The organism is Rhodococcus sp. PvR099, assembly GCF_017833315.1.
GTDB lineage: Bacteria > Actinomycetota > Actinomycetes > Mycobacteriales > Mycobacteriaceae > Rhodococcus_G > Rhodococcus_G oryzae.
Genome location: NZ_JAFIBV010000001.1, coordinates 2,129,947 through 2,142,472, shown reverse-complemented (window position 1 = coordinate 2,142,472; position 12,526 = coordinate 2,129,947). Strand labels below are relative to the sequence as shown.

The 12,526-nt window shown below is 66.1% G+C and carries 6 protein-coding genes; 2 read left to right on the top strand and 4 right to left on the bottom strand.

Annotation, left to right across the window (positions count from 1 at the left end; translation table 11 throughout):
* The 4 genes from JOE46_RS09740 to JOE46_RS09725 all read right to left on the bottom strand — a co-directional run bounded on the left by JOE46_RS09740 (position 1) and on the right by JOE46_RS09725 (position 10,360).
* Positions 1-1,938, bottom strand: coding sequence for a hypothetical protein (locus JOE46_RS09740; protein WP_209927080.1), 1,938 nt, complete (start codon positions 1,936-1,938; stop codon positions 1-3).
* 37 nt (positions 1,939-1,975) lie between these two features.
* The gene (locus JOE46_RS09735; protein WP_307861269.1) at positions 1,976-3,601 is read right to left on the bottom strand and encodes a DUF726 domain-containing protein; all 1,626 of its coding nucleotides are present in this window, start codon (positions 3,599-3,601) and stop codon (positions 1,976-1,978) included.
* A 142-nt stretch (positions 3,602-3,743) separates the two neighbouring features.
* Positions 3,744-9,725 carry a DUF3320 domain-containing protein gene (locus tag JOE46_RS09730; RefSeq protein ID WP_245221587.1) on the bottom strand — a complete coding sequence of 1,994 codons (5,982 nt, stop codon included), beginning with the start codon at positions 9,723-9,725 and terminating at the stop codon, positions 3,744-3,746.
* A 314-nt stretch (positions 9,726-10,039) separates the two neighbouring features.
* Positions 10,040-10,360 carry a hypothetical protein gene (locus JOE46_RS09725; protein WP_209927078.1) on the bottom strand — a complete coding sequence of 107 codons (321 nt, stop codon included), beginning with the start codon at positions 10,358-10,360 and terminating at the stop codon, positions 10,040-10,042.
* A gap of 462 nt (positions 10,361-10,822) precedes the next feature.
* Between JOE46_RS09725 and JOE46_RS26395 the strand changes: the two genes are divergently transcribed.
* Both JOE46_RS26395 and JOE46_RS09715 read left to right on the top strand, forming a co-directional pair.
* The gene (locus JOE46_RS26395) at positions 10,823-11,554 is read left to right on the top strand and encodes a hypothetical protein (RefSeq protein WP_245221006.1); all 732 of its coding nucleotides are present in this window, start codon (positions 10,823-10,825) and stop codon (positions 11,552-11,554) included.
* 154 nt (positions 11,555-11,708) lie between these two features.
* Positions 11,709-12,485 carry a hypothetical protein gene (locus JOE46_RS09715; RefSeq protein WP_209927076.1) on the top strand — a complete coding sequence of 259 codons (777 nt, stop codon included), beginning with the start codon at positions 11,709-11,711 and terminating at the stop codon, positions 12,483-12,485.
* Positions 12,486-12,526 lie beyond the last annotated feature (41 nt).

Sequence of the window (12,526 nt, the reverse complement as noted above, 5' to 3'; positions counted from 1 at the left end):
TCATGCGGTGACCCCCTTTCGTCGGGTGTTCGTCACGTTCCGAAGCTGGATGTCGACCGCGGATTCCTCAGCGGGGATCGGTAGGTCCGACACCGAAACACCGGTCACCGTCGCCTGCACGAACCTTCCCTTGTCCTTCGCTTCGAGTAGTACTGCGCCGTCCTCGATTCGGGCATCGTCCGAATGTAGGCGCTCCCACGCGACCTCCTGGCCTCCGCCGTCCAACCCGACGAAGTACAGGGCGGGACTCAGGGCCCAGCCTCCAGGCTCGTTCCTGGCCTTGACGCGAAACGTCAGGTGCCAGCGACCGTCGATGACCTTCCATTCAGTGATGTCGACGGCAGGCTTGCGGCTCGTGGTTCCTACGGCGCCACTCCCGCCGGCCTCGCCCCGCAGGAAGCTGAGGTGCTTGAACACGGCGGTCGGAGGCTTGTCTTCCGCCGGTGGGGGAGCACCGAACAAGGCGATCAGCTGCTCGGAGACGTTCTTCTCGATCGCCTGCAGATTCGGCACCCACGGTGCAACGTAGTGCGCGCTCAGACTCGACTGCGAACTCTTGTTTCGGCCGCCCCGCGGAATCCACTGATCGTGGGCGGGTGGTTCCGCGAAGCGCAGGAAGTCGTCCGCCCACCGATCTTCCGCCGACGACGAATCCGGGTTGATCGCGCCGCCCGCGAGCAGAAAGGCGTGGTACGTGTGGTTCTCGAATGTCCGGTCCAGCGTCTGCACCACCATCTCCGGCTGGCGCAGCAGGCACACCTTGTTCTCGAGGGGATCCTTCTGCTTGTCGGACTTGGTGACGACCAGCTTTGCGTTGTGCACGAACTTCGCGTGACCGGACCCGGACTTGCGCTTGGAGATCGCAATCGGGATGTCGCGAGCAACAACGGAGTACGTCTCGTCGAGTGACTCGTCGAGATCGCCCGCGTCAAATCGTCGGAGTGCGCGCACGAGTTCCGTGTAGGTGTCCTCGGGGTCGACGATGATGTCGAGTTCACGGACGCCGTCGTTCACCACCTCGATCCGCACCTGCAGACGTCGGCGCGCCAGGAGCGGCCAGAAGCTCTCCTCGATCCCGGCCCGCAGCTCCTCCGCCATCTTCACGAGACCCTCGACAGTGTGGCCACGGTCGGGTTCGTCGGGGTCGTAGAAGCCGACGATCATTGCCGACGTCCCGGGTCGTGCGCCCGAGCGGCCCAGATGGAGGCGGTCGACGAGTTGGTCGGAGGCCCACGTCGAGGTCACGTTGCCCTTCTTGCCTGGGATGCCGAAGTAGCCGCGGCCCTGGTAGGACTGGTTCCCGACGCGGTGAACCACACCCTGGTTGACCCCGAACAGCCGGTTGCGGGTGTTGCCGTCCACCGCATCCGCATCTGTGACCATCGAGTTGAACAGCACCGTCTGGATGCGAGAGAACCGCCAGTACACGGCTTTGCCGAGGCCGAAGCTGCCGCCTGAGGTCTCGTTCTTCCCGCTGAACAGGTCCAGCCGGCAGAGCTTGATGAAGTTGCCGAACCGCTCCGAGTCGATGTCGGAGAACTCGGGACCGGTGAGCCCGCGGCAGCCGTAGTCGGAGACCTTGAGGAGAACCAGAGGATCCGGCTGGGCCATCGCCTCGAGCCCGGTCTTGATGTGGCCGGCGGTGACGGCACCCGTTGATTCGTCGCTCATCGCCCGCAGATGCGGATCGAGTTCGTCCGACCAATTCAGAGCGCGCAGGAAGTCCGACTGCGCCTCGCCGCTCAGACGAATGAAGGTGTAGACCAGGCTGGGGCTTTCCTCGGAACGGGCATCGTTGGAGTTCTGCGTGCTCTCCCGTGCAAGCGAGGCGAGGCCGGCGTTCACGGTCCACTGGTTGGCGTTGCCGTAGTTGCCGTACGTACTGCTCTGCTTGTCCCATTGCCAGGCCAACTCGGCCACGATCTCCCCCTGCGTCAACTGTCGATTGTTCGGAACTGTGTGGGCGACTGTGTCGCTACAACAGCTTGACGTTGTCGAAGTACTCCGAATGTCCCGCAACCTTCGCCGTGACATCGCGGTCCTTGATGTTCGGGTACTTGCATTCGAAACCCTTGAGGCCCACCGCGACACTCCCGGCCTGCGCCGTCGCGTACGCGTACTTCAACACTCCGTCCTTGGTCGAGTAGTAGTTGTTGACGGTCCCGGTGACTGCCTCGCTCAGTGGCCGCCAATCTGCCTTCTTGCCCTCCGCAGCACCGAGGAGGTGCAGGGTCTCGATCGCCGGTGCGTCCTTGCTGGTCCCCAGGGTTTCCGCCGCCGTGATCATCGCGCGCGCACCGAGGCTGTGCCCGACGAGGATGTACCTGTCCACCTTGGTCCGAGCGAGGATGCCGGCGAGTGCGACACCCGTACGATCGGCGCGGACCACCGCGGTGTGCCATGGATTCGTGGCTAGGTCCGAGACCAGCAGCGCGGGTGCGATAGGCGCGAGCGTCTTCGCCGCCAGCTTGCTCGCCCGAGCGGCTGCGCCGGTCGCGAAAGTCATCGCCTGCTTCGTGCTCAGATTCTTCACGACCAGCGATGCCAGCTTGCTCAGTTCCTTGCTCCCCCAGTGGAGACGGTAGATGGGGGAATCGGGGTACCTCTTCTCCACCATCTGCATGGCCGACTTCCAGTTCGGGTCCTTCTCGGTCGTGAAGCCCCGTGCCACGATCACCGGGATTCCGGGGCCGTCACGAAACTTCTCGATCGCAAACGAACTGTCCTCGCTGACATACGCGTTCGTGATGCTGGCGCCCAAGGCGGTACCCAAGGCGGCTCCTGCTGCCGCGACGACGTAGGTTCCGCCAACCATTCCGAGGCCACCGGCCGCAACTGCGCCACCGCCCAGCATCGCGAGACCGTAGCTGGTTGCGGCAGCGCCGGCGTAGCCGCCGACCAAGGTGCCGATCGCGCCGCCGACCGCCGGGGCCGCGAGCAGCCCACCTGTGCCGACGACGCCAGCTGCGAAAGCACCGGCCATCGCGTATTTCGAACCGCGGCTCAGGTTGCTCTTGTCGAACACGCGGAGCTGCTCGTAGTCGTCGACGGTCTCGATCTTGTCGGCGGCGCGCTCGAAGCTGGGAAGTTCGTGGCGGTGCTCCGCGCAGAACCGCGGGATGCGCACCGACCCGGAGCCGCGTGTCGCCATGTTGAAGCACTGCGGTGCTGCACATTTCAGAGTCGGACCGCCGCAGGTCTCGCACAGATAGGCAGGAACACTGAGTCGACCGGTCTTGACCTTGCGGTGTTCGGTGCGGGCGTAGCATGCCGAGCACCAGCCGGACCGCGTGTCGTCGCCGAGTCCGTCAATCAGCTTCGCGATTTCCGCCGCGACGTCCGCGTGCGAATCGGCCTGCTGACGGTGACTGGCCTTCTTCTTCTCGTCCTTGTAACGGCGAAAGAGCTTCTCGTTCTTGGCATAGGCCCAGGTGTTGTGGATCAACGCCAGGTTGCCGGTCATCGGAGGATCGCCCTCGACTGTCGGCTCGACCGCGGTGATGGTTCCCTCCAGGCGCAGCAGAAGCCCGAAGGGCGACCGGACTTCGCAGATCATGCCGTCGTGCGAGACCGGCTTGAAGAGCACGGCATCTGTTGTCACTGTTGCCCCTGTGTTCGTTGCGGATTCGTGCGGAGAGGTGCTGTGTGGGTTCGCTGGTTTGTCGGGTCTAGGCAGATCCGCAGCGGCACCGCGGGTCATTCGACTGCCAGGTAGGAGGCCAGGCGCGGGACGGGCTTCTCTCTCAGGCGCCCGCCCGGATCGTGCCCCCGGTGCGGATCAGTCGACCACTGCGTAAACCGTGGTCGAGGCAGGCATCCAGCCGGTCGCGGCTGGGACCGGCGAGGCGCTTCTGGTTGAACACGGCCATCGTCTCCCGCATGAGGGGCTCGACCTCGAGTTGCCTGCCCCGGCACACCGCGTTCATCGCGTTCACGATCTCCTCGGGCGCGATGTCGCTGAGTGATCGGGTGACGTTGTCGGGCGTTGACCGGTACCCTCCCCATTCGGCACAGTCGAGCTCTCGTGGCCAGACGAAGTTGCCGAGCGGTGTCGCTTGGATGAGCTCCGCGGGCACACAGTCGATCACAAACCCCTTGCGTGAGGCCGAGACTCGGTCGAAGCCGAATCGTCGTCCCACGTCGCGGGCGAGGCGGTCCAGTTCGATCGGACCCTCGATCTCGACGATCTCGCGGACCGCCCCGGTGATCCGACCGCGCACGGTTGCGGAGTTCACACGATCGAGGTCCTCTCGTTCGCCGAGCGCTGTGGTCGGCGCGCACTGGTAGACGCCGCCACGACTGTTCCAGTCGCGGACCACGGACCGAGTGTCCGGCTCGTCGGTGTCGGACGTCGTGCCGACAGTCGCCACAGACGCGATCATCTCGGACTCGTGTTCGGTGACCGTGGGTGTCTGCGGGACGGTCACCGGCATGTCTGTGTCGGTCATGGCGCCCCATGTGAGCTCGCCGTCGTCGGTGGGTGCGGTGTCGTCGGGCATGTCCACGGACGCGTTGGCCTCGGCCTCCGCGATCGCGGCCGCACGCAGGGCCGCAGTCGCTTCGAGCTGTGCGTCGAAGGCTGCACGGCGTTCCTTCGCGACCGCAACTGCCGCGTCGGCCCGATCGAGCACCGCCGCGGAATCGTCGATCCAGTCCGGTAGCCACATCCGCAACGACGACCCCCAGTGCATTACCGATTCGAGAAGCTGCGGCGTCAGGTCACGGTCGGCGACGGTGGGGCGGTCCGCCCACTGTGGTCCGTCGAGGAGCACGGCAACCTGCCAGTGATCGCACCCGGGTTCGCGGACCACGAGATCGAGAACGAAGTCGGACAGTCCGTAGTTCGCCTCCACCTCGTATCCCCTGGCGCGCAGGGCGTCGCCCACGCTCAACTGGATTGCGTCGCAGTCGGAATCGGTGGCGGTCGGTCCCGAGTCGGGGCCTTCGGCCGCGAGCTCGAGGTACCCGCGCAGGTGCGCCAGACCCACCGATCGAGTCCGGGGCAGGTCGATGTCGGAGGGGTCGAAGGAGGTGACGATGACCACCTTGCGTCGAGCCCGGGTGATCGCGACGTTGAAGCGCTTCTCACCGCCGGAGCGGCTCAACGGGCCGAAGTTGAGCGGAAGCTTCGGGTCGCCGGGCTTCTTCGAGAAGCCGGTACTGAACAGGATCACGTCCCGCTCGTCACCCTGGACGTTCTCCAGATTCTTGACGAAGATTCCCTCCTCGGCGTCCGGACGCAACTGCTCGCGGACCAGCGGGTCGTCGCATTCGTCGAGCAGGTCCTGGATGAGGGTTCGCTGTTGAGTGTTGAAGGTGACGACACCGATGGTCTGCCCGGCCAGGTGCGGGGTCGCGAGCCGTGTGCGGATCTCGGCGACGATCGACTCGGCCTCGACCCGGTTCGTGCGGAACTCTCGCTTCTTGTCCTCCCGGTTGAAGTGCCCGTCGACCCGCCGCCATTCGACGCCCGCGGTGATGTCGCCGCCGGGGGAGGGCAGGCTCGCGAGCCGGCCCTCGTAGTAGTTACGGTTCGAGAAGTTGATCAGCGACTCGTCCTGGCTGCGGTAGTGCCACGACAACCACAGGCGAGGGACACCCGATTCGACGCACTCGGTGAGGATGCTCTCGGCGTCCTCCGGCGCGAGAACGCCGTCCTCGTCCTCTTCCTCGTCGTCAGCGGCGCCGACCTGACCGAACGAGGTCGGCGGCATCTGTTGCGAGTCGCCGACGATGACGGCGGACCGTCCGCGTCCGAGGGCGCCGACCGCTTGCGCGACGGTCACCTGGGAGGCCTCGTCGAAGACGACGAGATCGAAGGTCGCCGATCCCGGCGGGACGAACTGGGCGAGGGACCCCGGGCTGACGAACACACACGGGGTAGCGGCGAGGATGTGCTCCGAATACCGGGACATCAACTGGCGGAAGGTTGCTCCGCCCCGCTTGCGGTCGAGCAGTCGACGCAACTCTCCGACGTCACCGCGCAGGGCACCCGCTTGGAAGGGACGTCGAGCCAGGAGGGCGGCGGGTAGTGCACGCACCTGCTCGGCACGCAGGGCGCTTGCCGCGTTCGCGAAGTCGTCGATCTCGCCGTCCCGCAGCGCGGTGTCGAAGTTCGTCAGTCCGGTCGCGCGGCGCCGCTCGACGAGGGACGTCTGAGCCACCCCACGGATGAATGCGACCGGGGCGTCGGTCGCCGCGATTCGGCCGGTCAGCAGCAGGTCGACGAAATCGACCAGCCCCGCTTGGCGCAGCGGATCGAGGAAGGTCGACACTCGCGACCAGTCGAGGAACCTGCGCGGCCCGCCGCTGCTCGCCTCGTCGGCCCACGCGGCTCCGTCCCGCTCCCATGCGGCGAGCCAGTGCCAGCCGTTCTTCCACCGGGTCAGGGATTCGGTGGTGGTTCCAAGGCATCCCCGCCAGCGATCCCACGCCGCCGCGACCTCGGTGAGGAGTCGGATCTCGTCGGCTGTGGGAAATCCCGCGTTCTCGAGCAGTCGCCACGATTCGGGTTCCGCGTCGACGAACGCGACCGTGGCGTCGATGTACTCGAACGTCGGCTGCAGTTGAGCCACGCTGTCGGAAGACAGCGGATTCCACACTGCGGGCGCGAACGGGCCGAGGAGATTGGCCATGAGGAATTGGACGCGGGAGATGTGTTCGCGCGCACTGGGAATGGCACGCAGCAACGGGAGCGCAGATTCCGGAGTGAGATCGGCGCCAGGAACTGCGAACGGTGTGATGCTCTTCTGGAACTGCTCGGCCTTCTTCTTCTTGCCGAAGATCCCCTTGCCTGCTTCCTCAGCTTCCATCACGAAGGCTGCGGTGTCGCCTGCCTCGACGAACATCGGATTGAAGGTGGCGAGCAGGGGCTTGCAGTAGTCGTGCAGACGACTGATCTCGGCCAGGAGCGCGTCCCGATTCGTACCGAACTGCGGTCCCCGGATCCAGGCCAGGGTTTGCGTGTCGGGGACCGGACGGCCAAGTTGGCGTGACGCCGGCGCGAGGATACGTCCGATCTCCGAGGGGTCACCGAGTTGGCCGAGCAGCGACCAGACCCGGGGGTTGCCTCGCGCGGTGGCCAGCGCCGCCGTCACTCTCGTCGCCTCGGCGGTCACCTGGTCCGCGCCGACCCCGGTTGGAACAGTCCCGACAATCGACCAGGGGCAGCCGGGGTGGATCGACAACGATCGCCCGGCGCGCGAGAACTGTTCCACCGCGTCGGTGAGAATGTGACGGTCCACCGAGGGGGTCGCGACGAACGCCGCGGGAATGGGCGCGGTGGCACCGTCCCGGACATTGAGCAGGTCCTCGTAGGAGACCCAGATCGACTGGTCGACGCCGTTGCGGCTGTGCACTTTTGACGGGTAGTCGGCGAGCGGCGCGTGGCGGGCGCGGAAGTCCGCCAGCTTTGCGGTCCACCCGTGCTGGTTGTAGCGGCTGCTGTTGTCGATCGCCGCCTTGAGCTGGTCGCGAATCGCGTTGGGGCTCTGATTCTTGCCGTGCAAGTCGAGCGTGAAATCGCCCAACCCGACCTTGGTCAGGCGTTTCTTCACCACGTCGAGTGCGGCCTGCTTCTCGGCCACGAACAGAACGGTCTTGCCGAGGTCGAGTGCGTGGGCGATCAGGTTGGTGATGGTCTGGGATTTGCCGGTCCCCGGCGGACCTTCGAGGACGAAGGTGCGGCCCTGCGCAGCAAGGGCGACCGCGCGCAGCTGTGAGCCGTCTGCGGGAATCGGCACCGGCACGTCGGTCTCGTCGACCACGACGTCGTCCAAGCCGAGGTCGCCGGTCGCAAGCGGATCACGAAACGATTGCCCCGCATCATGGGTCAGGTGCCGGACGATCGGGCTCTGCTCGAGCACGTCCCAGTGATCGGTGAGGTCCTTCCACATCCCGAAGGTGCCGAACTGGCAGATCGACACCGTCGCGACCTCGTCGATGCGGAGGTCGATGTTGTTGTCGACCAGCGCGGCTCGGATTCCCCGCAGAGCGTGGTCGATGTCGAGTCCGCTCGCGTCGAGCTTCGGTGACTCGAGGGCCTCGATGGATACGTTGTGCTTGAGGCGCAGCCATTCGACGAGGCAATGGTTCGGGGTCGCGACCTCGGTGGCGTCGACGACGATCTGGTACTGGCTGCGCCCGGTTCCGCCGACGATCTTCACAGGGAGGAGGAAGAGAGGTGCGCGAGCCTCGGTGCCGGTCGAGGTGTGGTGGATCAACGCACCCAACGTCAGGTACAGGTTGGAACTGCCGGTCTCCTCGAGCAGTGTCCGTGCGGTGCGGGCGAGCTCCTTGAATCGTCGGGTGTAGCTGTCGCGAGCCACTGTCGCGTACACGGCGTGGTCGTCGGTGAGACTTGCGAGGAGAAGCTCGGGCTCGAGCTCTGCCGCCGCCCGTGCGCCCTGCAATTGATGGATCGCGGACAGCTCGTCATGCGGCAGCATCGTGATCGACTGCCCGGCATGAATGAGGTCGTCGAGGACCGGCAGGCCGGCTTTCGGAATGTGAACGTCGATCACCTGCGCCGACCGGCGAAGGTTCAGCAGCCGGTTGCGGGTGCTCAGATCGAGGAGCGACCGCTTCCACTTGCGCACCCGTGCAGGAGCGTCGTCGGTGAGGTCGAGGACGGTGTCTGCGTCCGTCGCGTTGGCCTTGAGCTGGTCGGGAAGGTCCAGAACGCTGTTCACAAGGGGGATGGGTTCGTCCGAAGGCTCGACAACGATGGTGTCGACGCTGGGAAGTGGGGTGACCCCGTCGCGGTGTGCTCCGCTGACACTGACGACACCGGACAGTTTCTCGGGCTGCGCGAAGTGTCGCCGCCCCGCTGCGACAGCGGACTTGAAGTCGCCGTCGGGAGTGTCACGGTAGTAGATCGCGTCGATGGCGACCGCGATTCCGGACTCGACGAGGTTGACCAATGCGTTCTGCTCGGTGAGCGACGACCGCACCAGCTTCGTGTTCTCGTCCTGGAGGTAACCAGAGAAGGCGTGGGAGTCGGTGAGCCAGATCAATGGGTGCAGCCCGGCGGCTTCGAGACACGCCGCATACGCGACGGACAGGTCGATGCAGGTGCCGAACCGATCTTCGAGCACCTGAGCAGTGGTGCGCACCTTCTGTCCGGTGCGCTCGAACGACGCGGGCGGATCGATGTAGCGGATGCGGCGTGATCGAAGGGACTCGTAGACGGCGGCGGCGATGAGCGCCGCGCGTTCTCGACCTTCCTGGTACCCGGCGATCGAGGAGTTCCCGGTGTTCAGGCGGAGGATCTCGGATGCTCCGTCGAGGACCGACATGACGGCACGCGTGTTCGGTTGAACGAAGGCGGCCAGGGAGTCGTGGTAGCGCGGGGCCGCGAACCACTCGTTGTGTGCGAGCACACGAATGGGCGCTGTCGCCTCGATCGGATCGCCCCACAACCGGGTCACGGTCACCGAGATCGTCGCCGGATGGCTCTCGTTCAGGGCCCTCAGGTAGTCGACCGGGGGCGTGAACGAGGTGAAGTCGTGCCAGACGGCGTCGCCGTCCGCAGGCAGGGTGCCATCGTGCGTGTGGGTCCACGTGGGGGCCAGCTGGCGGCCGTTGCCGTGCAGTCTCACGGTCACGGTCACGTCCGTCACCGGTTCGCCGGATGTGTTCGTCACCGTGAGTGCGGTGATCAGCGGGACGCTGTTGTGCACCAGCGCGAGGTTGACGGCGGGCTGTGCGAGCAGACTCACCCGCATACCCTCGGATTCCGCAATCACACCCTGCTCCAGCGACCCCATCGACCCTCCCGCGTCTGTTCGACCATCAGCGAGGCTGATGTGTCGATCACATGAATGGGCCGACGACAGGATCGTACGGGCGGGCTCGGTGCCCGTTGTCGCCAGAGGGGGCGAGTCATTCAATCGAACGACGCGCGAACTCGCGGCTGCCTCCGGGGCCATCTTCTGGCTGTTCCCGTCGTGTCGCGGCAGGCGAATCGGCGGATTCGGCTGGACCCATGTTCAGGCCGAAGCTGCCGTCGAGGACCCGACGCCATGCTGCCTCGCAACCCTCACGAGACCTGTGCGCGGTCAGAACGGGAACAGCGAGGCCGCCGCGGCGAGGTTGTGCGCCGTGCGATTCGCCACGAACTGAGCCAGAGGTCTGCGATCGAGGCGGTGTTGTCGATCAGTTCCGCCATCAGCGCGGCAAACCGGTCAATCGCCAACTCGAACGCGTCGGCGGTGGGACCCTCCCGCTCGGCCGACAGTGCGCGCGCGTGCCGTCGGAACTCCTCCAGATCGGTCACCAGCTTCGTGACGGGCCGGCCCAGGGATTCCCTCACCTCGAGCGCCGCGTCCGGGGCCGGAACAACTGACATCGCCGCGGTCATGTGGCTCTCCCTCCTCGAGCGCTTCGCACTTTCGGCCGGACCATCGATCTCACTGACTCCGTGCCCGCTGATCCGGGGACTCCGTCCTGCCGATATCCCCGGAAGTGCAATCGCCGCTCAGAGCATCAGCATTGTTGGGCCACAGGCGTTCTCGTTCGCCGTTCCCATGCTAGCGCCTCGACCGTGAGGTGCAGATTGATCTGTTCCCGCACGGGCGCACCGTCGCGGACGTGACGGCTCGGATAGGGTTGCCGATGGCGGGTCGTGGGGGTCCGTTGTCGATCGTTCGGGGGGATGTTCGTGCGGGAATGGCGTGTGTCGGTCGGGGTGGGCCTAAGTGTGCTCGCGGTCGGGTGTTCGGCTGGTGGCGGTGCCGGTGGCACGGCGAACGAGATCGCTGCGCCGACTTCCGAACCTTTGGTGTCGACTGCACTGACTGCAGCGCAACAGGATCCGCGGCCCGTGGGGAACCCGGACGATTACGCCGTCGGCGATGGCAAGCACGCCTTTCGGCTCGACTCGGTGCGGGCGGGATGCTGGTTCAATCCGAACAACCATGACGAATCGGCACCGCACATGTCATGCACCCTGCCGCTGCCCAAGACAGATCCGCCGATCACCGACCTGAACACCGGGCTCGTCGAGCCTGCAAACTCGGTGGTGATCGACGCGGAACACGCCCGCAAGGCTGTCAACGTCGCCGGTGGAATGCTCGCCGGTCCGGTGCTGCCCGCGGGCTCCACACTGACAGTCGGCGCGCTGGAGTGCACCGCGGTGTCGGGCACATCGCTCTCCTGCCGCGGGCCCGCCGGGTCGTTCGTGTTCGACGGGGACCGTGCCGCGGTGGAGGTCACTGATCTGGGTGTGCCTGCGGCCACGAAGCAGCCGACCGCACCGACACCGGCTGCACTCGGTGCGGGGCATGCGTGCGGCGAGGTGCGTGCCGCTGGAAGCGGCAGGGCGCTGCCCATTGTCATCCTTCTCGGCCACGTCGACTGCGCGGCCGCGCTGACGATGGCGGACCGATACGTGAACGATCCCACCGTCGTCAAGCGGGGCAGCGGCCAGTTCGCCGACGTCGACGGCTGGACGTGCATGTGGCCCTACCTACCCGAGCGCACACACGCGGGCTCGTATCTCCAGTGCGACGACGACGCGGTGAACCCACAGAATTCGTTCCGCATCGGGGCGTGATCTCGGTGGGCCCGTCGGGATTTGCACCAACCGACCGGAAGGGGATGTGGTGATGCCGAAAACCGGAGCAGGGGACTTTCCTCGACGCGGACCCATTTCCATTCCGGCGGTATGGCAGCACTCGCGTTACACGCTGCGGGACATTCTCGCGCTCGTGATGTTCTCTGGGTGCGGAGTGCTGTCCGCGCTCGTCGGTCTCGGTGGTTGGCTCGACGGGATGCCTGCGGCGCTCCGCTATGGGCTGGGATTCGCGTGCTTCTTCTTTCTCATCGTGGCGACCGGCGCGGCGTTCCGCAGCGCAGGGCGACGCGACGCCGACATTCGCACGGTCGTGACCGCGGGCGGTGACGCGACCGAGCTGCGTCAATCGCGTCGACTGTGGCTGGTACTCGTGGCGTTGATGGGCTGCATGACCGCACTGATGCTCGGGGCTGCGGTGGAGATCTATCTCAACGTGCCGAGCTCATTCATTCCCGGGGCGTCGGCGGTGCTCGGCGGATTCGGGTTGTACTGCCTGACCTTCCTACTTGCAGTGGTCACCGGGAGGGTGCGGCGCGGATACATTCGATTGTCCATCAACGGGATCCACCATCGCGGATGGAGTTTCGAGTCGTTTCTGCCGTGGACCGCGGTGGTCGGTGCGATCCCCGTCTACTACGACTCCCCGACGGTCCTGGTGGTCGCGCACGCGAACACGGACTGGTCGCGCCGCCCCACGGCGCGGATCTGGCGGATCGATCGACTGCCACCCGCGCCGATGATCGAGGTGGACTGCCGCAAGTTCGCGATCGATGCGGCGCTGCTGTTCCACCTCCTCGCCTACTACGCCAACAACCCTTCGACGCGAACAGAACTGGGCGCCGAGGCGGCGATCGAGAGGGCTCGTGCGGGCGACTATCCGCCGCCCACCGAGGGCATTCCAGCGCCGTGAAGCCGGTGGGGAGACGTCGCTGTGCGTACTCGCCCCACGCG

Coding starts and splice junctions, on each gene's coding strand:
- JOE46_RS09725 (WP_209927078.1), bottom strand. CDS start 10,360: ATGACCGCGGCGATGTCAGTTGTTCCGGCCCCGGACGCGGCGCTCGAG.
- JOE46_RS09730 (WP_245221587.1), bottom strand. CDS start 9,725: ATGCGGGTGAGTCTGCTCGCACAGCCCGCCGTCAACCTCGCGCTGGTG.